This window comes from Leifsonia sp. 10L418 (assembly GCF_056395445.1).
In genome coordinates this window covers 351,747-377,634 of record NZ_JBFTJN010000003.1, presented here as the reverse complement: position 1 = coordinate 377,634, position 25,888 = coordinate 351,747, and the positions used below count along the sequence as shown (strand labels likewise).

The 25,888-nt window shown below is 64.0% G+C and carries 30 protein-coding genes; 23 read left to right on the top strand and 7 right to left on the bottom strand.

Features of this window, described 5'->3' with window-relative positions; genetic code table 11:
• Positions 1-2 precede the first annotated feature (2 nt).
• From AC1DCF_RS09710 to AC1DCF_RS09635, 16 genes are all read left to right on the top strand, one after another.
• Entirely contained in the window at positions 3-743 is a 741-nt protein-coding gene (locus AC1DCF_RS09710; protein WP_477210923.1) for a C40 family peptidase, read from the top strand.
• The gene (locus AC1DCF_RS09705) at positions 740-2,110 is read left to right on the top strand and encodes a flagellar hook-length control protein FliK (RefSeq protein ID WP_477210812.1); all 1,371 of its coding nucleotides are present in this window, start codon (positions 740-742) and stop codon (positions 2,108-2,110) included. The genes AC1DCF_RS09710 and AC1DCF_RS09705 overlap by 4 nt, the downstream gene beginning before the upstream one ends.
• 45 nt (positions 2,111-2,155) lie before the next feature.
• The gene (locus AC1DCF_RS09700) at positions 2,156-2,623 is read left to right on the top strand and encodes a flagellar hook capping FlgD N-terminal domain-containing protein (protein ID WP_441789038.1); all 468 of its coding nucleotides are present in this window, start codon (positions 2,156-2,158) and stop codon (positions 2,621-2,623) included.
• Positions 2,624-2,625: 2 nt separating this feature from the next.
• Positions 2,626-3,804 carry a flagellar basal-body rod protein FlgF gene (gene flgF, locus AC1DCF_RS09695; RefSeq protein ID WP_477210811.1) on the top strand — a complete coding sequence of 393 codons (1,179 nt, stop codon included), beginning with the start codon at positions 2,626-2,628 and terminating at the stop codon, positions 3,802-3,804.
• 283 nt (positions 3,805-4,087) lie between these two features.
• On the top strand, positions 4,088-4,360 hold the full coding sequence (locus AC1DCF_RS09690) for a flagellar FlbD family protein (RefSeq protein ID WP_441789032.1): 273 nt from the start codon (positions 4,088-4,090) through the stop codon (positions 4,358-4,360).
• Entirely contained in the window at positions 4,360-5,163 is an 804-nt protein-coding gene (locus AC1DCF_RS09685) for a motility protein A (RefSeq protein WP_477210810.1), read from the top strand. The genes AC1DCF_RS09690 and AC1DCF_RS09685 overlap by 1 nt, the downstream gene beginning before the upstream one ends.
• Complete coding sequence (locus AC1DCF_RS09680; RefSeq protein WP_477210809.1) at positions 5,160-6,023, top strand: OmpA/MotB family protein; 864 nt, start codon at positions 5,160-5,162, stop codon at positions 6,021-6,023. Before AC1DCF_RS09685 ends, AC1DCF_RS09680 begins: the two co-directional genes overlap by 4 nt.
• A 115-nt stretch (positions 6,024-6,138) precedes the next feature.
• Positions 6,139-7,011 carry a flagellar motor switch protein FliM gene (locus AC1DCF_RS09675; RefSeq protein ID WP_441789029.1) on the top strand — a complete coding sequence of 291 codons (873 nt, stop codon included), beginning with the start codon at positions 6,139-6,141 and terminating at the stop codon, positions 7,009-7,011.
• Positions 7,012-7,013: 2 nt separating this feature from the next.
• Entirely contained in the window at positions 7,014-7,712 is a 699-nt protein-coding gene (gene fliN / locus AC1DCF_RS09670; protein WP_441789028.1) for a flagellar motor switch protein FliN, read from the top strand.
• Positions 7,712-8,257: a flagellar biosynthetic protein FliO gene (fliO, locus tag AC1DCF_RS09665; RefSeq protein WP_477210808.1), complete on the top strand. Its 546-nt coding sequence runs from the start codon at positions 7,712-7,714 to the stop codon at positions 8,255-8,257. The genes fliN and fliO overlap by 1 nt, the downstream gene beginning before the upstream one ends.
• A gap of 56 nt (positions 8,258-8,313) precedes the next feature.
• Positions 8,314-9,147, top strand: a complete 834-nt coding sequence (fliP, locus tag AC1DCF_RS09660; protein WP_477210922.1) for a flagellar type III secretion system pore protein FliP — start codon at positions 8,314-8,316, stop codon at positions 9,145-9,147.
• Entirely contained in the window at positions 9,147-9,419 is a 273-nt protein-coding gene (gene fliQ / locus AC1DCF_RS09655; RefSeq protein WP_441789026.1) for a flagellar biosynthesis protein FliQ, read from the top strand. Before fliP ends, fliQ begins: the two co-directional genes overlap by 1 nt.
• A 3-nt stretch (positions 9,420-9,422) precedes the next feature.
• Positions 9,423-10,181: a flagellar biosynthetic protein FliR gene (gene fliR, locus AC1DCF_RS09650; RefSeq protein ID WP_477210807.1), complete on the top strand. Its 759-nt coding sequence runs from the start codon at positions 9,423-9,425 to the stop codon at positions 10,179-10,181.
• Positions 10,182-10,225: 44 nt separating this feature from the next.
• Positions 10,226-11,278 carry an EscU/YscU/HrcU family type III secretion system export apparatus switch protein gene (locus tag AC1DCF_RS09645; RefSeq protein WP_477210806.1) on the top strand — a complete coding sequence of 351 codons (1,053 nt, stop codon included), beginning with the start codon at positions 10,226-10,228 and terminating at the stop codon, positions 11,276-11,278.
• A gap of 56 nt (positions 11,279-11,334) precedes the next feature.
• Entirely contained in the window at positions 11,335-13,329 is a 1,995-nt protein-coding gene (locus AC1DCF_RS09640) for a flagellar biosynthesis protein FlhA (protein ID WP_477210921.1), read from the top strand.
• On the top strand, positions 13,307-14,323 hold the full coding sequence (locus AC1DCF_RS09635; protein ID WP_477210805.1) for a hypothetical protein: 1,017 nt from the start codon (positions 13,307-13,309) through the stop codon (positions 14,321-14,323). Before AC1DCF_RS09640 ends, AC1DCF_RS09635 begins: the two co-directional genes overlap by 23 nt.
• A 168-nt stretch (positions 14,324-14,491) precedes the next feature.
• Here AC1DCF_RS09635 and AC1DCF_RS09630 read toward each other — a convergent pair whose 3' ends face one another.
• From AC1DCF_RS09630 to AC1DCF_RS09615, 4 genes are read right to left on the bottom strand one after another with little or no spacing between them, the layout of a single operon-like run.
• Positions 14,492-14,914 carry a flagellar assembly protein FliW gene (locus AC1DCF_RS09630; RefSeq protein WP_477210804.1) on the bottom strand — a complete coding sequence of 141 codons (423 nt, stop codon included), beginning with the start codon at positions 14,912-14,914 and terminating at the stop codon, positions 14,492-14,494.
• Positions 14,911-15,804 carry a flagellar hook-associated protein FlgL gene (gene flgL, locus AC1DCF_RS09625; RefSeq protein WP_477210803.1) on the bottom strand — a complete coding sequence of 298 codons (894 nt, stop codon included), beginning with the start codon at positions 15,802-15,804 and terminating at the stop codon, positions 14,911-14,913. The genes AC1DCF_RS09630 and flgL overlap by 4 nt, the downstream gene beginning before the upstream one ends.
• Positions 15,805-15,807: 3 nt before the next feature.
• Positions 15,808-17,226: a flagellar hook-associated protein FlgK gene (gene flgK / locus AC1DCF_RS09620; RefSeq protein ID WP_477210802.1), complete on the bottom strand. Its 1,419-nt coding sequence runs from the start codon at positions 17,224-17,226 to the stop codon at positions 15,808-15,810.
• On the bottom strand, positions 17,226-17,717 hold the full coding sequence (locus AC1DCF_RS09615; protein WP_477210801.1) for a flagellar protein FlgN: 492 nt from the start codon (positions 17,715-17,717) through the stop codon (positions 17,226-17,228). Before AC1DCF_RS09615 ends, flgK begins: the two co-directional genes overlap by 1 nt.
• A 302-nt stretch (positions 17,718-18,019) precedes the next feature.
• On the opposite strand from AC1DCF_RS09615, the gene AC1DCF_RS09610 reads away from it, so the two are divergent.
• A complete protein-coding gene (locus AC1DCF_RS09610; RefSeq protein ID WP_441789018.1) occupies positions 18,020-18,847 on the top strand; it encodes a sigma-70 family RNA polymerase sigma factor in 828 nt (275 codons plus the stop codon).
• A 46-nt stretch (positions 18,848-18,893) separates the two neighbouring features.
• Positions 18,894-19,283 (top strand): carbon storage regulator CsrA, encoded by a 390-nt coding sequence (csrA, locus tag AC1DCF_RS09605; protein WP_477210800.1) that lies wholly within the window; start codon positions 18,894-18,896, stop codon positions 19,281-19,283.
• A gap of 26 nt (positions 19,284-19,309) precedes the next feature.
• Here the strand turns inward: csrA and AC1DCF_RS09600 are convergent, their stop codons facing one another.
• Together AC1DCF_RS09600 and clpS are read right to left on the bottom strand one after the other, a co-directional pair.
• On the bottom strand, positions 19,310-19,855 hold the full coding sequence (locus tag AC1DCF_RS09600; RefSeq protein WP_477210799.1) for a DUF2017 family protein: 546 nt from the start codon (positions 19,853-19,855) through the stop codon (positions 19,310-19,312).
• Between the two features lie 31 nt (positions 19,856-19,886).
• On the bottom strand, positions 19,887-20,195 hold the full coding sequence (gene clpS, locus AC1DCF_RS09595) for an ATP-dependent Clp protease adapter ClpS (protein WP_477210798.1): 309 nt from the start codon (positions 20,193-20,195) through the stop codon (positions 19,887-19,889).
• A gap of 271 nt (positions 20,196-20,466) precedes the next feature.
• On the opposite strand from clpS, the gene AC1DCF_RS09590 reads away from it, so the two are divergent.
• The gene (locus AC1DCF_RS09590) at positions 20,467-21,927 is read left to right on the top strand and encodes a flotillin family protein (RefSeq protein ID WP_441789014.1); all 1,461 of its coding nucleotides are present in this window, start codon (positions 20,467-20,469) and stop codon (positions 21,925-21,927) included.
• A 255-nt stretch (positions 21,928-22,182) separates the two neighbouring features.
• Positions 22,183-23,640: a lipase maturation factor family protein gene (locus tag AC1DCF_RS09585; protein WP_477210797.1), complete on the top strand. Its 1,458-nt coding sequence runs from the start codon at positions 22,183-22,185 to the stop codon at positions 23,638-23,640.
• Positions 23,641-23,655: 15 nt separating this feature from the next.
• On the opposite strand, the gene AC1DCF_RS09580 is transcribed toward AC1DCF_RS09585, so the two are convergent.
• A complete protein-coding gene (locus AC1DCF_RS09580; RefSeq protein WP_477210796.1) occupies positions 23,656-24,027 on the bottom strand; it encodes an RNA-binding S4 domain-containing protein in 372 nt (123 codons plus the stop codon).
• Positions 24,028-24,075: 48 nt separating this feature from the next.
• Between AC1DCF_RS09580 and AC1DCF_RS09575 the strand changes: the two genes are divergently transcribed.
• The 3 genes from AC1DCF_RS09575 (at position 24,076) to AC1DCF_RS09565 (ending at position 25,858) form a co-directional block, all read left to right on the top strand.
• The gene (locus AC1DCF_RS09575) at positions 24,076-24,639 is read left to right on the top strand and encodes an adenine phosphoribosyltransferase (protein ID WP_477210795.1); all 564 of its coding nucleotides are present in this window, start codon (positions 24,076-24,078) and stop codon (positions 24,637-24,639) included.
• A gap of 36 nt (positions 24,640-24,675) precedes the next feature.
• Positions 24,676-25,125, top strand: a complete 450-nt coding sequence (locus tag AC1DCF_RS09570; protein WP_477210794.1) for an NUDIX domain-containing protein — start codon at positions 24,676-24,678, stop codon at positions 25,123-25,125.
• 115 nt (positions 25,126-25,240) lie between these two features.
• Complete coding sequence (locus AC1DCF_RS09565; protein WP_441789009.1) at positions 25,241-25,858, top strand: CDP-alcohol phosphatidyltransferase family protein; 618 nt, start codon at positions 25,241-25,243, stop codon at positions 25,856-25,858.
• Positions 25,859-25,888 lie beyond the last annotated feature (30 nt).

Sequence of the window (25,888 nt, the reverse complement as noted above, 5' to 3'; positions counted from 1 at the left end):
CGATGATTGAGGCTGTATCTCGAATCGCGGAGATCGAGAATCGTGTGCTCGAGCTGACCGGACGATCGATATCGGCTGACCGGGCCGTCAACGCCGCATCCTTCGATGCCGCGCTGGGCGCCGCGGGCGGAACGAAGCGAACGACCGGTGCCGGGACGAACCCCACCGCGACGGGCACCGGGACGGGTGTCAGCGGCGATGCGATCGTCGAGGCGGCCAAGAAGTACCTCGGTGTTCCGTATGTCTTCGGAGGCGAGGACGCCTCGGGCATGGATTGCTCCGGCCTCGTGCAGCGCGTGCTCGCCGACCTCGGCATCGATGCCCCCCGTGTCGTGAGCACCCAGCAGTCGATGGGCACGGAGGTCGGCTCGCTCGCCGACGCGCAGCCCGGTGACCTGATCGTCACTCACAACGCCGACCACATCGTGATCTACGCCGGCAATGGAATGATTATTCACGCCCCCTACGAGGGCCGCACGGTGTCACTGCAGAAGAACTACCTGACCGACGCTGACATTCAGACGATTCGACGAGTGGCCGCTCCCGCCGCCCCCGCGGCTGCGCCGAGCACAGCCTCGGCCGGAACCCGGTCGATCGCAGGGAGCGACACCCGATCTGCTCTCTCACCGGAGACGATGAACAGCCTGATCACCTCGATGGGCGGCACGGCCAGCGCCTCGCCCTCCATCGCCGACCTCATCGCAGCCGCACAGATGTCGATGTTCGCGGGGAGCAAGGCATGACAATGACGCTTCCAACGACGCTTGCCCCTGCGCCTTCTCCGGCTGGTCGCACCAGCTCGTCGACGTCGTCGGGGTCAGCCGCCGGTGCCGACGGCTTCGCTGCAGCGCTTCGCGACACCGCGATCAACGATTCACTCGGTGGTGCGTCAGAGCCCACGCAGGCGCAGGATGCCACAGCCCGCGACGGAGACGACAGCGCGCAGGGCGGCGGCACGGCAGACGACACCGTGGCCGGCACAACGCAGTGTGGCGACCTGTCGCTTCAGGGAGCGTCGGCCGTCTCCGGCTCGGTGGTTTCCGCGCTGCTCGAGGGCATTCTCGGGGGCGGGTCGTTGACGGGTGATCCCGCTCCGGCCACCACCGCAGTTTCGGGTTCCGCCGCGCCCGCGAGTTCTGCCGCACAGGCACTCGCCGATGTGGCTGCCGGCGGACCAACCGGTGTGGGGGCGGGTACCGCGGCCCTGGCGACAACACCAGCGGGCGCAGTTGAGGCCGGCCTGGCCCAGGTGGTCAGCGCGGATGCCGGTGCCGCCGGCGTTCGGACGGCACCGAAAGCGCAGGCCGCAGCTTCTGCTTCCGCCTCTGCCGCGAGCTCACTGTTGACCATCGGATCCTCGGACGGTACGGGCGAAGCACCGGCCGATTTGACCGGGTCAACCACCATCACGTCGCCCGCCCCCGTCGGCAGTGCAGTCGGCACTCCGTCTGCGACTGCCCCGGCCGGTCAGGCTCCTGCGGGCAGCTCAGACACGACGATGGCGCCGGGGACGAACCCCGACTCTTCCGGTGCAGGCGCCGGTGCGGGAACCCCTGACGGGGCGGTCGCCGCGCTCCGGGTCGAATCGACACCACCGACATCCGTAGATTCGACGGTGCAGCCCATCGCGGCGCCGACGGGAAGCGCTCCCACCACCTCAGCGCCCGCAGTCTCTGCGGTGCCTGTCGCGGCTCACGCCGCTCCGGTTCCGCTGACCGAGCAGGTGGCCAAACCGTTGCTCGCCCTGGTCGGTGCCGCCGACGGCGAGCACACGCTCACGATCACCGTGACGCCCGACAATCTGGGGCCGGTCACGGTGCGGGCGCATGTTGCCGGCGAACACATCCGAATCGAGCTGTTCGCGCCGAGCGCCGAAAGTCGCGACGCGCTGAAACAGATCCTCACGGATCTGAGACGCGACCTGGCATCGAACGGGTTCGGCGCGCAGCTCGACCTGTCGGGTAAGAACCAGCCGGACTCCGGCAGTGATGGGGGGACGGGGCGCCAGCTGCCTAACGAATCAGCGTCGCGCGGCCGACAGTTTGAGGTGGAGCAACACGCGCGCCGACCGGTCGGCGGCCCCACATCGATGCTCGATGTCCTTGCCTAACCGATACCCGCCGCGCACGAGCTTGCACAACGCAGAGGAAACCAGATGCCAGTAGAAGCAATCGACAACACCCAACGCTCGAGCATGTACGCCGGAAACATGCCGGCCGCGCCGAAGCAGACCCTCGACGGCGACGTCTTCATGCAGCTGCTCGTCACCCAGCTGCGCAACCAGGACCCGAGCTCGCCGATGGACACCAACGCCATGATCGCCCAGACCACCCAGCTGGCGATGATGGAGCAGATGACGTTGATGACCAAGACCACCGATGAGAATTTCGGGTTGCAGATGCGCACTGCCGCCGCGAATCTGATCGGCAAAGAGGTCAGCTACACGGATGCCGACGGCAAGACGATCACCGGCACGGCCACCGCGGTCTCCTACCTCGGCAGCGTTCCGAAGGTCACAGTCGGTGGAGTCGACGTGGCGCTCGACAAGATTTCCGGCATCACCACTCCGACCCCCACGCCTCCTCCGACCCCTCAACCGACGCAAGTCGAAACCGAAAGGTAATCATGCTTCGTTCGCTCTACTCCGGCATTTCCGGACTTCGCTCGCACCAGACCATGCTCGACGTCACCGGCAACAACATCGCCAACGTCAACACTGTCGGCTTCAAGTCATCGGCCGTGCAGTTTCAGGACACCCTCTCGCAAGTCGTGAAGAACGGCACCGGTGCGCAGGTTGAGGCCGGCGGCACCAACCCCGCCCAGGTCGGACTCGGTGTGCAGGTCGCCGCGATCTCGACGAACTTCGCGCAGGGCTCCGCACAGGCGACCGGCAAGGGCACCGACCTGATGATCTCGGGCGACGGCTTCTTCCTGGTTCAGTCGGGCACCGAAACGCTGTACACCCGCAACGGCGCCTTCAATTTCGACAAGCTGGGCCGTCTCGTCACCGCCGATGGGTCATTCGTGCAGGGTCGCACGGCGGATGCCAACGGCAAGATCCCGGTCGGTGGTGCCGTCGGGAACATCAGCCTTCCGTTGCAGACCACGATCCCCGGCAAGGCGACGACCACGGCAGAACTGGGTGGAAACCTTCCGGCCGAGGTTGCCGCCGGAACCGTCTTGAGCCGTGAGATCACGGTGTACGACGCCGTCGGAAACGAAACGAAGCTGGATGTGACGTTCACCAAGACCGCCGCTGGCTGGAATGTCGGCGATGGCACGGCCGCCGGCGCACAGACACCGATCACGTTCGACGCCGCCGGCAACCTCAGTGCGCCGGTCGGCGGTCTCATCACCCTCGGCGGAGTCCAATTGGACCTCACGAAGGTCACCGGTTTTGCGAAGCTGACCACGATTGCGGTCAACAGCCAAGACGGCAAAAAGCCGGGCACGCTGACCGCCTACACGATCTCCGGCGACGGAACCGTGCTCGGTACGTTCAGCAACGGCGAAACCCGTTCCATCGCACAGATCGCGATGGCCACCTTCGCGAACCCCGGCGGACTGGAGAAAGCCGGCGGCTCGACCTACCGCACCAGCGCGAACTCGGGCGATGCGGTGCTCGGCGCCGCCGGCGGCCCCGGCTTCGGCAAGCTGGCCAGCGGCTACCTCGAGATGTCGAACGTCGACCTCTCGCAGGAGTTCACGAACCTGATCGTCGCCCAGCGTGGGTTCCAGGCCAATGCCCGCATCATCACCACGTCCGACGAGGTGCTGCAGGAGCTGACGAACCTCAAGCGCTAAGCGGGGGAGTCCTTCCGAACAGCTGTGGCCCCGGCGATTCGCCGGGGTCACAGCTGTTCCTGACGTTTCGAGGCTGAGCGCCAGCGCCTGGATTTCGCTCGGAAGAACGCTCTCGTTGGGCGCATGGATGAGCGCGAGGGGTTCCTCCACCCCGAGACGATGGGGCTACAGGAGAGGCGACTCAGCGGATCTCAGCATTCTCGCCACTCACACCTGACGAATCGGGCCGAGCAGCCGACAGTGAATCCGAAGTCATCACATCGCTAGCTAACTCGAGGACAGAATGATCGTAGTCACCCGGCTGAACAACAGTCACTTCGCGGTCAATCCTGACCTCATCGAGCGGATTCACGAGAATCCCGATACGACGCTCGTGCTCGTCGACGGGTCGACCTACATCGTGACTGAATCTATGTCGGAGGTCATCGACAAGATTGCCCGCTACCGGGCCAGAGTGATCGCCCTCGCCAGCCAGGCCCCCGAACCGTCGAACACGGGCATCCGTCATCTCGAGGCGGTTCCCGCCGACGAGCCCAGGGAACCGAGGAGAAGCTAATGGATCCCGCAACAATTATCGGCCTCCTTGTGGCCTTCGGCTCTCTCTACGCCATGATCACCATTGAGGGAGCGCACGTCTCGTCGCTGCTTCTTCCGGCACCGATGGTGCTTGTCTTCGGCGCCACAATCGCCGTCGGTCTGGCCGGCTCAACCTTTGCCGACACCATGGCCGCGTTGAAGGCGCTGCCGCACGCCTTTCGAGGCAAAGTGGAGAAGCCCAAGCAGGTCATCGACCAGATGGTCGGCCTTGCCGACACTGCGCGTAAAAACGGTCTGCTCGCCCTGGAACAGGAGGCGGCAGGTGTCAAGGATCCGTTCCTCCGGAATGCCCTGCAAAACATCGCGGACGGAACCGACGGCGAAGAGCTGCGGCTCCTGCTCGAAGACGAAGTGATCACCACCTCTAAGTCGAATCGCCAGTCGGCGAAGTTCTTCAAGGCTCTCGGCGGCTATGCTCCCACCGTCGGCATCATCGGTACCGTTGTGTCGCTGACTCACGTTCTGGAAAACCTCGACAAGCCGGCCACCCTCGGCCCGTCGATCGCAGCGGCATTCGTCGCGACGTTGTGGGGTCTGCTCTCGGCCAACTTCATCTGGCTCCCGATCGGGGACCGGCTCGGCCGGCTCGCCGAGCTCGAGACCGAACGCATGACATTGATCATGGAAGGCGTGCTCGCAATTCAATCGGGCAGCCAGCCACGACTGCTCGGCGAACGTCTGGCCGCGATGGTGCCGAAGCCGGCCTCCAAATCGAAGCAGAAGGCCTCGAAAGTTGACATGCCCCGTAGCGAGGCAGCGTGAGTTCCTCCCGCCGCCGTCGCCGCGATACCGGGCACGAAGAGGTTCACAATGATGAGCGCTGGATGGCGTCTTACATGGACATGGTGACCGTGCTGTTGTGCATGTTCATCGTCTTGTATGCGATCTCCACCGTGGATTCGGAGAAGTTCGACAAGCTTCAGGCCTCGCTGGCAACAGGATTCGGCACGGAGGCCGGCGAGACCGTCGACACCGCTTCCGGAGTTGTCGTGAAACCCGAGGACATCGGGAAACAGGGCGACCTGTACAAAGCGGCGATTCAAAACAACAATGTCGACCTGGCCAAGAAAGAGATCACCGATCTCAAAGCGATTCGCGACAGCATGTACAACGGCTTGCAGGCCCAGGGTCTGGCCGATGCCGTGCAATTCCAGATCACGGAGCGCGGATTGACGGTCGGACTCATCGGCGCTGAGACTTTCTTCTCGGGTAACAGCGTGGAGATGACCGACAAGGCCCTCGCGATTCTCGGCACCATCGCCCCGGTTCTGGCGGGAATCCCGAACGAAGTCTCGGTTGAAGGCCACGCCGACCCGGTCGGCAGCTCGGGCGTGTACCCCACCGACTGGGAACTCTCCAGCGGACGTGCCACCCAGGTGGTGCGCTACTTCGTCGAGCGGGGCGGGGTCGCCCAGGGGCGGGCAGCAGCCGTCGGGTTCGGCTCGGCTCGCCCGAGCGCCGAGGGAGAAAGCTCACACAATCGCCGCGTCGATGTGGTCGTACTGTCCAAACAACCTGACGCCGTGCGCGCACTGATTCCTGGTCTGCTCGCTGCGGAAGACTCTGCGGCGATCGGAGCGGCGCCGGGCGCCGGAGTCGCTGCCGCTGCGCCCACGAAATAGCGTCGGCGAAGCGGGCCAAAAACGATTGGGCAATCGGTCACCGATTTTCTAACCGAATTCCGATCCGTGCCGATTGTGAACGCTGATGACCACCCGGAGCGAAGTGAAGACACCAATGCCGTCGACGGCTAAGGCCGCGGAGGTCTATGACTTCCGGCGTCCGACCACGCTCGCCAGAGAGCACTCCCGGGTTCTCGAACTCGCGCTGGAGACTTTTGCCCGTCAGTGGGGAACCCAGCTCACCGCCAAGGTGCGCGTGCGATCGCAGGTCACGTTCGAGTACGTGCTCATGCACACCTATGACGAGTACGCCGCGTCGCTTCCGGCGACCACCGCGATGGTGCTGCTGGCCGTTGACGGCCACGAGTCGAAGGCAGTGCTTCAGCTTCCCACCACGGCGGCGCTGTCTTGGTTCAGTCACATGTTGGGCGGCACCGGCGCGCATGACGAGTCAGAACGTAAGTTCACCCAGATCGAGCAGTCGCTGCTGCGGAAGCTCATGGCCGACGCCATCGACGATCTGCGCTACTCATTCGGCCCGCTGCTCGCCAATGACATCGTCGTTGACAGCATCCACCACAACTCCCAGTTCGCTCAGGCCGCGGCGACATCCGAGCTGATGATCGTTGCCAGCTTTACCGTGCAGGTGGGGGAACGCGCGGCGAAGACGACGCTCGCCATTCCCGCCGATATTCTGCTGGGGCAGCTGGGCGCGGCGAACCCGGTCGTTGCCCTCGTCGATGCGTCGGAACTGCTGCTGGCCCAGGTCTCACACGTTCCCGTCGAGGTATCGCTGCAGTTTCCGGAAAAGAGTATTCGCCCGGCAGACATCCTGGCCCTCGCGGTCGGCGATCTGATCAGCCTCGGTCATGCCAGCCACAAGCCGCTCGACATCGCCGTCGACGGACACTCACTCGCGCGGGCCGCTGTCGGAGCCACGGGCACTCGACTCGCATGCGTCATCACTGATATCCAGGAGAAGAACTAATTATGCCGAGCACCACCCTGCATGCCGACGCCGCCGCCGCGCTGGCCGCACTCATCCCGAACGGCGCCGAGTTGCGTGCAGCGCCGCGGAAGACCAACATTCGCTTCGGTTCCGAGGTCTCCGGGGCCGTGCAGGCGACCGTTGTCGGCTCGCTGTCGGCAGACCTGGCCGTGGCATTGGTCGACATTGAGCCGCTTGGCCTGGCGACAAGCGAGGGGGCGACAAGTGTCGCTATCAGCGACATTCTGCGCCCGTCACTCGAGGCGGCTGCAGCGACACTCGGGCACGGCGTGCTCGGTGCCGCCCGCGTCGACGACGCCGCAGACCTGTTCAATGACACCGACACGACCGTCTTCACCCTGCAGGACGGCGACGAAACCGTTGGTTGGTTTGCAATCCGAGTGCGCGAGAACCTGACGGCCAGCCGGGTCGTGTCGACCGAGCCCATCTCGGGAAAGCTCGGACGCATCAACAACGTTGAGATGACCTTGACGGTCGAAATCGGGCGCACCCGGATGTCGGTACGCGACGTGCTCGCTCTCGAGCCCGGTGCCGTCGTCGAACTCGACCGGTCTGCGGGAGCACCGGCAGACATCCTGCTGAACGGCCGACTGATCGCCCACGGCGAGGTTGTCGTCGTCGACCAGGACTACGCCGTGCGCGTGACGAAGATCATGGACGTACCGGACAGCCTCAGTTAGTGGACACCGTCTTCCTGGCGCTGCGGGTCATCGTCTCGCTCGCCGCTGTTCTCGGCGTCATCTGGTACGCGCACAAACGGTTGACGAAATCGTCGCGCGCCGCACAGGTGGCCAACCCGATCAGAGTCGTCTCCCGGCAAGGTCTGTCGCCGAAAAGCTCAGTCGTGATCATCGAGGCTGAGGGCAAGCGGTTCGTGCTCGGCGTCACCGAGCAAAACGTCAACGTGCTCTACGAACGTGACAGCGACCCGATGGTCACCCTGCAGCCTGCCGAGAACTTCGCGCTGGCTCTGTCTTCGGCCACCGACAAGCAACCACTGGGCGATGAGCCACTGGGCACTGAGCCACTGGGCACTGAGCCAGTGGGCACTGAGACACCTGGCGCTCAACCACTCGGCGCTGACCTGCTCGGTGCTGACGGGCAGCCCGGCCGTCGCCGCGACCTTATTCGTACACCCGCAACGCAAGGAATGCTCCGCGGGTCAATTCTTTCGGCAGAGACATGGAAGCTCTCCTTCGCCGCTCTGAGGCAAGGACTGAAATAGTGCCATTCACCAGGGCGCTGGCGCCCAGGTCGAACACTGTGCTTCGGACAGACACCATGCTGCCTGCCGGCCGTGCGCTGCGGACTGACCGCGCGCTGCGCTGGGCAATGTATGCGGCGATTGTGCTGATTGCCGTCTCAGCGATTGTCATGCTGAATGCGGGGCCGAGCTTCGCCGCCCCTGGCGATCCGGGCGAGCCGATCGGTCCGACCACGCCCGGCGGTGCCGGAGGCGTCTCGCTCGAGATCAACGGGCCGGACGGCACTCCCTCGTCGGCGATCGTGACCTTGATCGGGATCACGCTGCTGTCCGTCGCGCCGGCGTTGCTGTTGATGATGACATCCTTCACCAAGATCTTCGTGGTCTTGGCGATGGCACGAAACGCCCTGGCCCTGCCGTCGATCCCCCCGAACCAGGTTCTCGCCGGACTGGCGATGTTTCTCACATTGTTCATCATGTGGCCGGTCCTGACCGAGGTGAACACCCTGGGGGTTCAGCCGTATCTCGCCGGCACCTTGGATTTCGCCGACGCCATCGCCGCCGGTTCAGCACCACTCCGCGAGTGGATGCTGCACTTCACCCGTGAGGAAGACCTGGCGCTGATGTTGCGCGCAGCCGGTGCGGAGAACCCGGACAGCGTCGCGAATGTCGACCTGATCACCTTGGTGCCCGCCTTCATGATCTCGGAGCTCCGCGCCGCGTTCATCATCGGGTTCGTGATCTTCATCCCGTTCCTCGTCATCGACCTCGTCGTCTCCGCAGCGCTGATGTCGATGGGCATGATGATGCTCCCGCCCGTGATGATCTCATTGCCGTTCAAGATCTTGCTGTTCATCCTGGTCGACGGCTGGGCGCTCATCCTCACGTCGTTGATTGAGAGCTATCAATAATGGACAGCAGCGCCGTTCTCGACATCGGCTTGCAGGCACTCATCGTTGCCGGCAAGCTGGCCGCCCCGATGCTCATCACCGCACTCGTGGTTGGCTTCGCAATCTCGCTCTTTCAGTCGATCACCCAGATTCAGGAGGTGACGCTCTCATTCGTGCCGAAGGCGATCGCCGTTTCCATCGCCCTGGTCATCACCGGGCACTGGATGATCGCCGAAATCGTGTCGTTCACCCACGCCATGTTCGACAAGATCCCCGCCTTGCTTGGTGGCTGATGCATGAACATCCCCCTCGACCTGTCGTGGATCGAAGCCGTCATGCTCGCTAGTGTGCGCATGACCGCATTCATCGTGATTGCGCCACCGTTCTCATACCGGGCGATCCCCGCGCGCATCAAAGCGATGCTCGGCCTCGGCCTCGGTGTTGCCGTCGCGCCGCGAGTTGTCCCCGGCTACCAGTCGCTCGACACCGCCGGATTCTTCGGCGCGCTTGTGGTCGAACTTCTGGTCGGGGCGACGCTCGGTTTCTTGGTCTTTCTCGTCTTCAGCGCCGTGCAGTCCGCCGGAAACCTGATCGACATGTTCGGCGGCTTTCAGATGGCGCAGGGTTTCGATCCGGGCAGCCAGATCAACGGCGCTCAATTCAGCCGTCTCTTTCACATGATCGCCCTCGCCCTGTTGTTCACCTCCGGCGGCTACCAGCTCATCATCGGTGGACTCGTGCGCAGCTACGACGCGCTTCCGCTCGGTGGGGGCATGAATCTCGCCGACCCAGCTCAATTGATGGTGACCGGCCTCTCTCAAATGTTCCTCTCAGCGGTGCAGATTGCCGGCCCGCTCATTGTTGTTCTGTTTCTCGCCGACGCGGGTCTCGGATTGCTGACCCGGGTTGCTCCGGCCCTGAACGCCTTCGCCATGGGCTTCCCGCTCAAGGTGCTGTTGACCCTTTCCCTGGGTGGACTCGTCATTGCCGCCCTCCCCGACGTCGTCGGTTCACTCACCGACGATGCCCTCCGCATGATGTCGGGGGTGAAATAGTGTCTGACGCTTCGGAAAGAACGGAGGACGCCACTGAGAAGCGGATGAAGGAAGTCCGCGAGAAGGGCAAACTTCAGAAGTCTCAGGACGTCACGGCATGGCTCGGCGTCGGTGCCGCGGTGATCATGCTGCCCGCCACCATTGCCGCGGGAGCGACAGCAGCCACCCACCAAATGTTCACCGTCGGCGCCGTGGCCAAGGAGCCGGAGATCGCCGGTGTGCTCACCGCACTGAACGACGGGCTGTCGTCGATCATGCCCACCATTGCCCTGATGCTCGCCGCGGTCGTGGTGGCGGTTCTCGTGGGTTCCGTCGCCCAGGGCGGCGTGCACGTGAAGAAGTTCACGGGCAAGTATGAGCAGTTCGATGTGGTGAAGGGCATCGCCCGGGTTTTTGGCACCCAGGCACTGTGGCAGGGACTGAAAACCCTGCTGAAGACCGCCGTGGTCGGTCTCGTTCTGTACGCCGTCATCCAGGGGTTGATGCCGGTCTTGATGACGTCGGGTGGGTTGAGCGTTCAAGCGATCGTCGCCGCAGCGTCCGAGGGCGCCTCCTCCCTGATGATCTCAGCTGTCGTCGCCGGGCTCCTGCTTGCCGCAGCCGACGTCTTCGTCGTGATGAAGCGCAACCGCAAGCAGACCCGGATGACGAAGAAGGAGGTCAAAGACGAGAACAAGAACTCCGACGGTGACCCCTTGGTGAAGTCGCAGCGGCGTTCGCGTCAGCTCGAGATGAGCCGCAACCGGATGATTGCATCCGTTGCCACCGCCGATGTGGTGATCGTGAACCCCACCCACGTTGCCGTGGCACTCAAATACGAGCCAGGCAAGTCGGCGCCGCGCCTGGTGGCCAAAGGGTCAGGGCACAATGCCACCCGCATCCGTGAAGAAGCGGCGGCCGAGAACGTGCCCATGGTTTCCGACATCCCGCTCGCCCGGGCGCTCCACGCGGCCTGCGAGGTCGGGCACGAGATCCCCGTCGAGTTCTACAACGCTGTCGCTCGAGTTCTCACTTTCGTCGCAGCACTGAAACGTCGTGGCGCCGCTTCCGGCGTGCACAGCATGACTGTCCCCACCCTCAGTTCCGGAGGAAAATAGTGAACAACCGCAACCTGTCAAAGATCGCCGTTCCGATCGGTGTGGTCGGCATTTTGATGCTGCTCATTGTTCCGACACCGGCGCCGATTCTCGACGTGCTGATCATCGTGAACATCGTGTTGGCGCTGGTGATCCTGCTGACGACGATGTTCGTGAAGAAGCCGCTCGACTTCTCGGTGTTTCCCTCGCTGCTGCTGGTCGCGACACTCTTCCGGCTGGGCCTGAATGTCGCCTCGACCCGGCTCGTGCTCGGTGACGGCTATGCCGGTCAGGTGATTCAAGCGTTCGGCCATGTCGCCGTCGGCGGGTCGATTATCATCGGGTCTGTCGTCTTCCTGATCCTCGTTGTGATCCAGTTCGTCGTCGTCACCAAGGGTGCCGAGCGAGTCGCCGAGGTCGGCGCGCGCTTCACCCTCGACGCGATGCCCGGCAAGCAGATGGCGATCGACGCCGACCTCAACGCCGGTCTGATCACCGACGTCGAGGCGCGCAAGCGTCGCGCCGACGTCTCGGCCGAGGCCGACTTCTACGGTGCCATGGACGGCGCCTCGAAGTTCGTCAAGGGTGACGCGATTGCCGGAATCATCATCATCATCATCAACGTGATCGGCGGTATCGCCATCGGCATGCTGCAGCGCGGCATGGAGATCGGCGATGCGGTGAACACCTACACATTGCTGACCATCGGTGACGGCCTGGTCACCCAGATCCCCGCATTGCTGATGGCCGTCTCGACCGGCATGATCGTCACCCGGTCGAACGCCGAAGAAGACATGGGCTCGACGGCGTCGAAACAGCTCGGCCAGTCGCGCACCGCGCTTCTGATCGCGGGTGGCGCGGCGATCGTGATGGGCTTCATCCCTGGCATGCCGATCATCCCGTTCATCCTGGTCGGCACCTTTCTGATCATCATGGCTCAACGAATCAGGTCTGCGGAAGCCAAGGCCGGTCGGGATGCCGACGCCACCGCCCGGTTGGAGAGCGCGCCACGGCCTGAGACGACCGAGGACATCATCGACGGGATGCGGGTGCACGCGCTCGAAATTCTTCTCGCGCCCGACCTGGTCGATCTTGTGTCGGGGGCGAGTGACGACCTGCTGGCCCGGGTAAAGGCGCTGCGCAAGAAGATCGCGATGGATATGGGATTCGTGGTGCCCCCGGTGCGCACCCGCGACAACCTGGAGCTTCCGCTCTCGACCTACTCTTTGCGCATCGCGGGGGTGGAGGTCGGTCGCGGAATCGCCCCGCCCGGTAAAGTTCTCGCCCTCGGCGACTTTCTCGACGGTCTTCCGGGTGAGGTGACCGTTGAGCCGGTCTTCGGGCTGGCCGGCAAATGGGTGCCGAGTGAGATGCGTCACGCTGCCGAAATGACCGGAGCGATCGTCATCGACCGGGTGTCGGTCGTCGTCACCCACCTGTCTGCGGTCATCACTGACAACGCGGCGCGGTTGCTCTCCCGTGAGGATGTGCGGGTGCTCACCGACAGCGTCAAGGCGGTGAACCCGTCGGCCGTCGACGAACTGACACCGTCGCCTCTCAGCCTGTCCGAACTGCAGCGGGTGCTGCAGGGCTTGCTCACCGAAAAGGTGCCGATCAACGACCTGGCACGCATCTACGAAGCGCTGTCGTTGCGGGCCAAGGTGTCGGTGGACCCGGAGGGGCTGATCGAAGCCGCACGTCAGGCGCTCGGCCCGGCACTGTCGGCGCAGTACCTCGACGACGGTGTGCTGCGTGTCATCATGATCGACCCGGTGCTGGAACAGTCGCTCGTCGAAGGGCTTCGGCCCACTGAGTTCGGCAGCCAGATTCTGATCGACGCGGACCGGATCGAGACGGTCGTCGGCTCACTCAAGGCGGCACTGGCCGCAATCGAGCCGCAAGGATTCTCGGCTGTTCTGGTCTGCGCCCCGACGCTGCGCCCGGCCTTGCGCCGGCTCGTCTCCGCCCAGGTGAACGGGATCCCGGTCCTCTCCTATCAGGAGGCAACAGTGTCCAATATTCAGATCGAAACTGTGGGGGTGGTGCGCCGTGACGACGCACTTACTGCTTAAGGGCGAGAGCCTGGACGCCTTGAGGGCCCAGGTCGTCGCCGAGCACGGACCTTCTGCGCGCATCATCAAGGCCGAAAGTGTGGTCCAAGGCGGAATCGGTGGGTTTCTGGCCAAGCGCTACTTCGAAGTGACCGTCGAAGTTCCGACGCCACAGGTCATCCGGGTACCGGGGGAGTCGGCCCAACCCGCTCCGGGTGCGGCGACGCCCAACACTGTTCACGGAATGGTGCTGCCGAGTCGGTCGGGGATCGCCGCTCTCCTGGCGGACGCCGATGCGGCGGAAGACCGGCTGGCGGAGCCGATGACGCTCTCGACGAGTTCCGCACGATTCGACCAACTCTTCGACGAGCTGTCGGCGAGGGTCGCCCCCGGCGATGAGCCGGACCTGCGGGGACAACAGCTCAGTTTGACCGCGCTCCCGTCGCCCGCTCTGCATCCCGAGACTTCGTCGTCGCTGGCGTCGATTCAGTTTCCGCCGCCGGCCCTTCAATTCACACCGATTCCGGCACCGGATCAGGCCCAGACCCCTCCGCTCCCGTCGCGGGCGGCAGGCGATCTCGTGCTGCTCGTCGGCCTGCGCACCGACGCGCTGCGCGTCGCCCACTCACTCTCAGGCCGTTTCGGTCTCTCCGCCGTCTGCGTCGGTGGAACGATCACCCTCAAGAGTGCTTTGACGGTCTCTGACCTCAGGTCGGCGGCGCATGCGCGTGCCGACGGGGTGCAGAACGGCTGCAGCGTCTTCGTCGCCTATGGGGTCGAACCGGGCACAGACGTGGCAGCCGCAGTTCGCAGTATTGGGGCCGACCAGATCTGGGTGGTTGTCGATGCAGGGCGAAAGCATGAGGACACCCGTCTGTGGGTGCAGAACCTCGCGTCGATGGTGCACATCCATGCCGTCGCGGCCTTCGGACTGGCAACCACTCTGACGCCGGAGTCGGTAAAGGACTTGGGAGTCCCGGTGGGATGGGCAGACGGACTTCTGCTCGGCGGTTAGTCGACCGAGTCCCGGGCCGCGAGGTCGGTCGGTGGACGAAGCTGGCGTGGGGAATCCCGCCTGGCGTGGGACTTTGCGCACGCCGAGCGGGATTGCGCACGCCCAGTTGCTTTCGTGCGGGCTCGACAGAGACGACCGCCGAGACGGCGGCGTTCACGCGACAGTGCGCTAGCGGGTGACGAGCGACGCCAGAGGAGCCTTGAGCGGCCAGGTCGGATCGTCAAGAATCAGCTGCGCGGCGACACCGGTGTTCTGGTTCACCACGATCGGCGCCATCAGATTCACCGTTGACTCTTCGTCGCTCGGGTTCACCACCACAAAGACAGCCACGTCTTCGACGGCGGTGAGGTCGATTGACGCGCATTGCTCATCAGACAGCAGGGGCTGGTAGTCAGTGAGATGAACCGCTGCATCGAGCAGAAAGAGTCGTGTGTCCGGAAAGCCGTCAGGACGCAGTGAGTAGAGTCCGATGCTGCCCTCGACAGCATCCAGGGTGAAATCGCGAAGCGGTTCAAGCCCGAACGGCGGAGCGACGAACTTCAGAACGGTGGTCGCACCGGCATCGGCTGCGCTCAGTTCAGCCGCGCTCATCGGAGGAAGTCCATCAAGGTCGGCTGCAGGGTCCGGGCGGTCACGGCCAAGGCTGACTGGTAACTGACTTCCTGCATTTTCAGCTCCAGGATGATCTTGTTGATGTCGACATCCTCGAGGCCGGCGCGTGTCGCTTCGAGGTCGACTTTGCTGTCCAGGTTCGAAGACTTCGCATCGAGAATCGTTGCCTGGCGGGATCCGACAGTGGACGTAGCGGTCAAAACCGTGTCGAGACGAGTGTCGAGTGTCGCGATGCGGGCGCCGACGTTGACACCGCTCCGCAGATCGCTGACGATCGCATCAATTTCGCCGAACATCGAAGCCGCTCCGGCTCCGGGTCCGAAGACCTGGGCTCCGTCGACATCGACCCGAACGGTCGATCCGTCGGAAATTCGTCGCTCGACGGTGCCTTGTCCGCCGGTGTAGGCATAGCCGGGGCCGGCCCCGAAAGCCTGGGCGGCATCCGACGTCCCGGCGAAAACACTCCGACCGAGGTAGGTGGAGTTCGCCTTGTCGAGCAGCTCGTCTCTGATCGATTCGAGCTGAACAGCGATTGCTTCTTTGGCGAGCGGCGAGAGGGCGCCGTCGTTGGCTCCTTGCAGGGTCAAGTCTTTCGCCTTCTTCATCAGTTCGGTGACCGACGCGAGCGCAGAGTCCCCCGTGGTCAGCCATCCGTTGCCGTCGTTGATGTTGCGCTCATACTGCTTGTTCGAATTGATTGCCGCGCGCACGGCCAGTGCGTTGGCGGTTGCCGACGGATCGTCAGACGGGCGCGTGATCGCTTTGCGGCTGCCGGCCTGATCTTGCAGACGAGCAAGTTCCGATGACGAAGTTTGCAGGTTGCGCAGCGACGAATTCATCATCGTCTGCGTCGTGACTCGAGTGATCATCGGTTAGCGTCCTACCAGTCCAGTGCGGTTGATCAAGGTATCGAGCATTTCATCGACGGCTGTGAAGACTCGGGCCGAAGCCTGGTACGCGGTCTGGTTGATCACCAGATTGACGTTCTCTTCGTCAATATCCACCGATGCGTTCGAGAGCTGCGCAGACGACGCGGCGCTTGCTGCCAGGTCTGCCAGCTTCGATTGCTGCAAGGAGTTCTTTGTTGCGACGGCGACGGTGGTGACGAATGTCGACCAGGTGGCGTCGGGAGAGCCGGAACCCAGTCGGAGCTGAGCGATCTTGTCGGCGTTTGACCCGTCGGCTGACGGTCCGTTGACACCCGACAGCGCAATCTCATCGCCTTGTGTGGGAACAACCTTCAGGCCGAGCGCAGCCGATGTACCCGGCGTGAAGGCGAAGAAGTCCAGCCCCGTCACGCCGGCAGCGTTGTACCCGGTGCTGTGAACGCTGTTGACCTGTGTAGCCAGTTTCGTCGCCAGGTTGTTGTACTCCGCAGCCGCCTCGGCCAGCGGTCCACCCTTTCCACCGGCAACGGCGGGCGCGAGAACCGAGAGCGAACCGGCGAGTTCACCGCTGCTGAGCGCGACCGGGCGCCCGGGGTGATCCGCCCACTCAAGTGTCACTCCGGCGCCCTCGATTGATGTCGAGCCACCGAACACGACGGCGTTGGCGGTGTCACCTGACACGAGCACGTTGCCACCGACCACGACGTCGACAGTGCCGTCCGGGCGTTCGTTGACCGTGCCGCCCGCCAGGGAAGCGATCGCGGTGGTGTACTGGCTGCGCTGATCGAGAAGTTCATTCACGGAACCACCACGGCTGAGCGTGTCGCGAATGATCACGTTCAGTTCTGCGACCTGGTTTGCGGCGAAGTTGAGCTCTTTGGTCTGGGCATCCGCACTGCCGCGGACCGCGTTCCACTCGGCGGACACCGCGTTGTAGCCGGCGGCGATCTGCGAGACGAGCACGTTGGCCTCTTCGATCACGACGGCGCCGGCCGCTGCTTTGCCCGCATTGTTTGCGAGGTCCTGCCAGGACGACCAGAAGTCGCCGAGCTGCGCGGAAATGCCGTTCGTGCCCGGTTCATTGAGCGACTTCTCGAGGTTGCTCAGCGAGTTGGCCCGAACGTTCGCGAAGCCGGACGAGCCAAACGTGGTGCGCACGCGCGCATCGAGGAAGACATCCCCGATTCGATCGATACCCGTGACGGTGACACCCTGGCCGGCCGCGGCCAGTCGGGTGGAGATGCGGCCGGTCGCCGCGAGGGGATTCATCGCATCCTGGGTGACGCGCTGGCGGGTGTAGCCGGCTGTCTTCGCGTTGGCGATGTTCTGTCCGGTGACTTCGATTCCGGTCCGGGATGCGACGAGGCCGGAATAGGCCGTGTTGAGGCCGCTGAAAGTGCTCACTAGATGTCCTTATCCACGAGGCGGGAAGATTCGGGGCGAGAAGATGCGTTCCCCTGGGCGTCGTACGTGTTGGCCGAGATGACGGTGCCGGCGAGTGTCTCCTGTGTGGAGCGTGACGCCGCGCGCAGAAGCTGTTCGTTGGCGTCGCGCACATCACGGATCTGGTTGGTGAGATCGAGCAGGCCGTCAAGGTGTGACTCGAGAATCTCGGACCAGACACCGTCGGGGGCAACGGCAATCAGTTCACGCAGGGTGGCATCTTCAGCGGTGCCCCACTCCACAGCAACGGAGGCGACCTCGACCGAACGGGCAAGACCCAGGGTACGAAGGCGGCCGGTGACCTGTTCGATTTCGTCAGATGCACGTTGAATCCAGCGGGTCTTTCCGCTGGTGAGCAGAAGTCGTTCGACCTCAAGCTTGAAGACCAGGAGCTCCAACAGCTCGCGTTCTTTCCACAGCACTGCGGAGAGTTCGTGAATGCTCAAGGGCACCTCCTCGGGGGTTGATCGGGGCCTCGGTGGTGGGGCAGTACCACGTCACTTGCTTCCCGTAACAGGCACTATCGGCCGGTGAATGGTCGATGTAAGTGGCAAGTTCAGGATAATCGTGTCCCCCTAAGATAGGACGCTGTCTGCCCCGTAATGGGGGTCAAAATCTCAAGTTTTAAAACCCCTGGCTTGTAGGTTTGAGGAAGGCAGTACACAGCTTTTTTTCAGGTGCACGATGAGGGAGAAACCGAGCGTATCGGCTCGGTTCATACGGTCGTGCCCGCGAGCAAACAGGGGTCAAGGAATTGAATCAGGAACGTCGCAACAAGATGGTCGTGGACAACCTTCCGCTCGTCGGTTACCTCGTTTCTGAGGTCTGGGCAAAAGCCCGTCACCTCTCGAGGGATGACCTCGCCTCGGCAGGCGCGCTCGCTCTGATTACTTCGGCCGATGCATTCAACCCCGAACTCGGCATTCCGTTCGGCGCATTCGCCCGGCGCCGAATCATTGGGGCGTTCGCCGACGAGATGCGCTCGGCAGACTGGGCAACGCGATCGGCACGGCGCCGCATCAAAGAGACCCTTGCCGTTCAGGAAACACTCGCTGCCCACCTCGGACGCACCCCGAACGTCGACGAGATCGCTTCGGCACTCGGTGTAGACCGCAGCGTCGCGGCCGTCGGCCTGGCCGATGCCTCACGCACGCTGTCGGCTCTTGACGATGTCACCGCTGAGTTTCTCGTCGCTGATTCCGCGATGCCCGAAGACACCCTTCTTGCTGCCGAGCGCCTCGCCTACCTCCGTGCCGCGGTCGATTCCCTTCCCGAAAAGATGCGTTTCATTGTCGAGCAGGTCTACTTCGGTGACCGCTCGGTCAAGGATGTCGCCGCCGAGTTGGGCACGACGCACTCGGCGGTGTCCCAGCAACGCGCCGAGGCCATCCGACTGCTTCGTGACGGCCTCGCCACTCACTACGCAGATTCTGAGGCTGAAGAGAACAGCTACGTGCTGCAGTCACGGATCGCTCCGGCCAATCGCAGCGCGTACCTCGCTCGCTTGGCCGACCACGCGCTGTACGGAATCAACCGCATCGCCCAGGCGAGCCTCAGCGCTCCCGGTCAGGCCGTGTCTTGAGGTGCCCGCTCCAATTGAGCTCGAAACGGAGCGTTAGGCTGAACTCATGCTGGTTTTGACACGCAAACTGGGGGAGAAAATCCTCATCGGTGACGACATCGTCGTCACCGTGCTCGACGTGCGCGGCGACAGCATCCGGCTGGGGGTCGACGCTCCGCGTGGAGTGCGAATTCAGCGCGATGAGGTTGTGCGCGCCGTCGCCGAGGCGAACGTTGCCGCGAGCCACACCGACGACTCCGCCGAAGAACGCATCAAGGCAAGCCTGGGTGGCATTCTGGGCACGGCAACGCCGGCCGGTTCCGCGCCGGCGAGCGCAACCGAAGCGACTGCGGATGCCGCGACCGTCGAGGCCGCTGTTCCGGTCGCGGTTCGTCCGCGACCTCGTCCGTCGGCATCCGTGCCGTCGTTGGCCGTGGCTCAGGCGCCGACCGCGTAAGTGCCGCCTGCTCAGTCGACGAACGCTCAGACGTCGATCGCGTAGATGAACGACTCCTGCACCATGCCGAGCCAGTCGTAGAGATCGTTCAAGAACTCGGCCTCCTCGCCATCGAGGTGAATCTCACCATCGGGTGACATCTTCAGCCGTTCGGCCAGGGTGAGACGCAGATCAGTCAACGCGCGCAGCCAGCTCAACACGGCCGTCCCCTCGATGACGACCAACTCGTGTGACTCGATGTTCTCGGTGCGGGTCGACTCGGTGTGGTCGGGCAGCAGATCGTCGACCCCCTGCACGTTCGCGAGCGTGTCACGCACCAGGGTGGCGTTCTCGATTTTCTGATCGAGCAACCCGCTTGCCGTGAAGCGGCGAAATTCCTCGGCCGCTTCCGGGTCGTCGCTGTACGCATCGGGCAGCATCCGCTGGATTGCCGGGTCGGAGTCCAGCGCACCGTCGTCGTCGGCCCCCGAAAGAAGCTCGACCAGCTGGCTTGTTGCCAGGCGCAGCAGCTCCACCTCGACCGGCGCGAACCAGGCGGTGAGGCCGCCGTCGGTGCTCCGCTCGACATTCATGATCGCTCCGCTCTGGCACTGCTCTGTGGCATTACTGTTCCGCCCTGGCCAGTGTTGCCCACAGCCCGAAGCCGTGCATGGCCTCGACATGGCGTTCCATTTCCTCACGGTTGCCCGTGGCGACGACGGCCCGGCCATCGTTGTGCACCTGCAGCATGAGACGTTCGGATTCCGCAGGAGTGAAGCCGAAGTAGCTGCGAAAGACATACGAAACGTACGACATCAGGTTGACCGGATCATTCCAGACGATCGTCACCCAGGGACTCTGCAAGCCGACCGCTTCACGCAGGTCGACGCCCAGATCTTCGCGCACATCAGGATGCGCACTCGTCACCGTCATCTTCTCAGCCTGACAGGTCGACGGCGGGGCGTCCAACCGTCTTCGCGCACATCAGGATGCGCACTCGTCACGGTCATCTTCTCAGCCTGACAGGTCGATGGCGGGGCGTCCAACCCTGACGCGGATGCCGCAGCATCCGTCACGACACGTGCCCGGCCCTGTAGTTTGGGGGAGCGGGGTGGGGGCAGGGGTGCTTTCATCGTGCGACGCGGTCGGAATCGACCCAGCGTGTCACCACAGTCCGTGTCTCTGCGGACCGAAAGGACCACACATGTTCGACTTTCTGTTTGGCCCAGTCGCCGGCATTATCGGGGCGTCCCTCTTTGTCTTTCTGATTGCGCTGATCTACGCGAAGAGCGTTTACAAGAACGCCGGACCTGACGAGGCGCTGGTCATTACCGGCAAGAAGTCCCGCAAGACCGTCGTCGACGGCACGACCACCGAGCACTCGGGTCAGCGCGTCGTGCACGGGCAGGGCGTGTTCATCACCCCGTTCTTCCAGAAGGCCTTCAAGATCAGCCTGCGCAGCCGGGCAATTGAGATCACTGCCGTTGCGCAGGACAAGAACGGAATCACTCTGACCGTTGAAGCCGTTGCGATCGTCAAGGTGGGCGACGATCCGTTGGCGATCCGGGCAGCGGCGCAGCGCTTCTTGGGGCAGGACAAGAACATCGACAACTTCGCCCAGGAAGTGTTGTCGGGGTCGCTCCGTTCATCGATCGGCGCCACCGACGTGATGACGATCATCCAGAAGCGTGACGAGTTGGGTTCCTCGGTTCTCGCGACCGCGCGCGAGTCGCTGGCCAACCAGGGCCTCGATGTCGACTCCTTCGAAATCAAGGGCATCACCGACGAGAATGACTACATCCGCGACATCGGTCGTGCGGAACAGGCCAAGGTGCGTCGTCAGGCAGAGGTCGCCGAGCACCAGGCGAACCGTGAAGCCCAGGAAGCAGCCATCAGCGCGGAGCAGGCCGTCGCCGAGGCGCAGAACACCCTGGCGCTTCGCAAGGCCGCCCTGCAGCTCGACACCGACAAGGCAGCAGCCGAGGCTGCGGCGGCCAAGCCGCTCGCCGAGGCGAAGGCTCAGCAGGCCATCGTGCAGGAGCAGGAACTGACCGCCCAGCGCCGGGCCAATCTGCGCAAAGCCGAGCTCGATTCCGAGGTCAACGCGGTCGCCGACGCCGATGCCTACCGGGTGAGGGTTGCCGCTGCCGCCGCGGCAGAGGCAGCCGTGACCGCGGCCAACGCCGACCGTGACAGCCGTGTCGCCACCGCGGAGGCCATCCGTGCCGAAGGTCAGGCAGAGGCAGACGCCATTCTGGCCAAGGGAACCGCTGAAGCCGAAGCCACTCGGTTGAGCGCCGAGGCACTGGCGCAGCAGTCAGAGGCGTTCTTGCAGTTGCGCATGGTCGAGATGCTTCCGCAGATCGCGCACGAACTTGCCGCGCCGATGGGCAACATCGATCAGCTGACCGTGATCTCCACGGATGGCGCCAGCCAGTTGACCAAGAACGTCGCGTCGGGCTTCACCGAGGTTGACTCGGTTCTCACCTCGACCATGGGCATGGGCATCAAGGATCTGCTCAGCGGGCTCGTCGGCGGATCGCTGTCCGGTCACGCGGCAGGTTCTGCAGCGGCCGCAGCGATGCAGGGCGAGATGCGCGCCGGTCAGGCGCTGCCCGGCCACGAACTGCCGGAGCATGCCGCAGAACCGGTGCTGACCGAGTAATACGCTCGGTGATCGAGCAGAACCGGTGATCGAGCAGAGCCGGTGATCGAGCAGAGCCGGTGATCGAGCAGAACCGGTGATCGAACAGAACCGGTGATCGAGCTTGTCGAGATCCCGTGAGTTGGCCCCTGGACGCTCGTCGCGCTTGAGGGTCGGCCGGCGGGGCCTCGACAGGCTCGACCACCGGTATTTCGGTGTCGAGAGGTTCGGAGCCGGTAGAGACCGCACCCCGCGGAGCCTAACCTGGGCAACACCATGGACTGGTGGAACACCCCCTGGTGGAATGCCGGGGACTACCTCATCGCGCGGGAGATTCTGCAGCGCGGCGTTGCAGCCTGCTTTCTGATCGCCTTCATCTCCGCCTTCAACCAGTTTCCGGCGTTGCTCGGCGATCACGGTCTGTTGCCCGTCGCCCGGTTTGTCAGCCGCATCAGATTTCGCGATTTCCCGAGTCTGTTCCACTGGCGCTATTCCGACCGGATGCTGCGAATACTGGCCGTTGCGGGAGCAGTGGGTGCGGCGACACTCATCGTCGGGCTTCCGCAGCTCGGGCCGCCGTGGCTGCCGCTGCTGATCTTCCTGCTGCTCTGGGCGATCGACCTGTCGATCGTCAACGTCGGCCAGACTTTCTACTCCTTCGGTTGGGAGAGTCTGCTGCTGGAGGCCGGCTTCGTTGTCGCCTTCCTCGGCTCGAACGAGGTGGCGCCGCCGCTGGTCGTGATCCTGTTCCTCAGATGGCTGGTCTTCCGGCTCGAGTTCGGCGCGGGCATGATCAAGATGCGCGGCGGGCCGGAATGGCGCGACCTGACCGCGCTGTACTTTCACCATGAGACGCAGCCGATGCCCAACCCGGTCAGCTGGTACGTGCATCATCTTCCAAAATGGATGCATCGCGGCGAGGTGCTCGGCAACCACTTTGCCCAGCTGATCGTGCCGTTCTTTCTGTTCGCGCCGCAACCGGTCGCCTCGGTCGCGGCCGGCATCATGATCCTCACCCAGCTCTGGCTCGTGTTCACGGGCAACTTCGCCTGGCTGAACTGGATCACCATCGTGCTCGCCTGCTCGGCCGTCGATGACCGCACGTTTCAGACGATCCTTCCCGGCCTGTCCACCGGGCCGGTGGCATCCGTCTCGCCGCTCTGGTTCGCGCTTCTCGTCTCCGCCGTGACGGCGTGGCTCGTCGTGCTCAGCTATCGCCCCCTGCGCAACCTGTTCGCGCACCGTCAGTTGATGAACGCAAGCTTCAACCGCTATCACCTGGTCAACGCCTACGGCGCGTTCGGCACGGTGACCCGGCACCGGTTCGAGGTCGTCGTGGAGGGAAATGCCGACGCCCGGCCGAGTCCCGACGGATGGCGGGAGTACGAGTTTCGGGGCAAGCCGGGTGACCCGAAACGGATGCCGAGGCAGTTCGCGCCCTATCACCTGCGTCTTGACTGGCTGATGTGGTTCTTAGCTCTCGGCACTCCCGACACTCGCTGGTTCGAGATGCTGCTGATGCAACTGCTAGCGGGGGACCGCACCCTGCTACGGATGCTGCGGGTCAACCCGTTCCCCAACGAACCGCCCCGCTGGATTCGGGCACGCGTGTTTCTCTACCGATTCTCGACCGGTGCCGAACGGCGGGCCGAGGGCGTCTGGTGGAGTCGGGTGGAGTTCGGGGAGCTTGTCGAGCCGGTCTCTCTGGAGAACATCGCACGCCGGGCCGGCTGACTTCGCGAGGCCGGCTCAGTGCCCGCGCAACTCCTCGAGTTCCCGCCGCTCACGCTTCGTCGGACGCCCGGTTCCGCGATCGCGAATGGGCAGCAGCGCGACTTCCTCGCGCGGGGGCGGCGGCGGGGTCAGATCGGTGTAGCACTCGACCGCCACCGCGGCACCGACCCGTTTGGCCACCACGCGCGTGACAACCACGATGGTGTCGAATCCCGCCGAGCGCACCCGCACTTCATCGCCGACCTTCACCGACTGTGCAGCCTTCGCCCGGTCGCCGTTGACGCGCACGTGTCCGGCCCGGCATGCGGCCGTGGCCAGTGAACGCGTCTTGAACAGCCGGACCGCCCAGGTCCAGCTGTCGACGCGCACGGTCGAGAGTGGGTCCATGCTTCGACTCTACGGGTCTTCTCATCTGTGAGCGCCTACAGTTAAGTGGTGAATTCACCCGAGACCTCCACTGTTCCCTCCTTCGTCGCCCGCACCGCCGCCGACGAAGTCAACGCGCACCTCGCCAGCTACCCCGACTTCCCCCAAGACGGCATCCTGTTCCAGGATCTCAACCCGGTCTTCGCCAACGCTGCGGCCTTCCGGTCGATCATCGATGCGCTCGTCTCGCGATTCCAGGGTCAGTTCGATGCTGTTGCCGGTATCGAAGCACGCGGCTTTCTGCTCGCAGCGGCGATCGGCTATGCGGCGGATGCCGCGGTTCTGGCCGTGCGCAAGGGCGGCAAGCTTCCGGGCACCGTGCTGACCGAGGAGTACGACCTCGAATACGGTTCGGCCCGTTTGGAGCTTGAGGTCGGTCAGCTTCCGGCCGGCTCTCGCGTGCTGATCGTCGACGACGTGCTCGCCACCGGTGGAACCATCGCGGCCACCGCCCGCCTGGTCGAGCGCGCCGGTTACACGTTGACCGGCGTCGGCGTCGTTCTCGAGCTGGCCGATCTCAACGGGCGCAGCCGACTCGGCGCCGCCGACGTTCACACCATCGTTTCGGTCTGAGTCATTCCCACGCAACGGATGCGGCATGCTTGATCTATGAGCGGCAGCGATGAGGCGTGGGTCTACGGACCGGACGGCCACAAGTACTGGGGTCGCTTCGGAGCGGCAGGATTGCTCGTGTATCACCCGGAGCTCGGTGTGCTGTTGCAGCACCGCGCGCTCTGGAGCCACCACGGTGACACCTGGGGGCTTCCGGGCGGAGCCCGTCATGAGCATGAGACAGCGGTCGAGGCCGCCCTCCGTGAAGCCAACGAGGAAGCCGGCGTTCCCGCCGAACTCGTGCGGGTGAGTTTCACCTCCGTGTTCGACCTCGGCTATTGGTCGTACACGACGGTTGTGGCGGTGGCCACCGACCGCTTCGAACCGGTGATCAGTGATCCGGAGAGCATCGAGCTGCGCTGGGTTTTGCCGCGCGAGGTCGAGCTCCTCCCGCTGCATCCTGGGTTTGAGGCAAGTTGGTCGGCGCTCCGCACTCGGCTCGGCTGACCTCGGCTGAGCTCGATCGAAACCGGCCGCGTCGAGAGCGAATGGTCACCTTGTCTGCCGATTGGTGCCATGGCCTCCCGGGCAGTGTCGGCCTCTCTCACTAGAATCAGGTGGTGTGAGAGCTGTAGGGGACAAGGACGCCGGCTCACGAGTGTGGACACTTCCAAACATTCTGTCGTTCGTTCGGCTGGCCTTGGTTCCGGTCTTCCTCTGGCTGATCGTCGAAGGCGAGGACGTCGCCGCGCTGCTGGTGCTCATCGTGTCCAGTGCGACAGACTTTCTCGACGGCTACCTGGCCCGCCGGATGAACCAGATCACCCGACTCGGCCAGCTTCTCGACCCGGCCGCCGACCGGTTGTACATTTTCGCCGCACTGATCGGTCTGGCCTGGCGAGACCTCGTGCCGTGGTGGATCGTTCTCGTCGTCGTCGGGCGCGACGTTTTTCTGCTCGGTCTCGGTGTCGTCTTGGCCAACTATGGCTTTGGCCCACTGCCGGTACATCAATTGGGCAAAGTCGCCACGTTCTGCCTGTTTTATGCCCTGCCGATGATCATGCTCGGTGAGGCGTTCCCCTCTGTTGCGTGGTGGTCACAACCCGTCGGCTGGGCTTTCGGCCTCTGGGGTGCCTTCCTCTATTGGTGGGCCGGCATCATTTACGCCATTGAAACCGTACGGGTGATTCGCCTGCCGCGCGGCACGGCGCCCGTTCAATCCGATACGCTGGAACACTAGGAGGTCTACGGTGGGAAATTCCGACGAGAA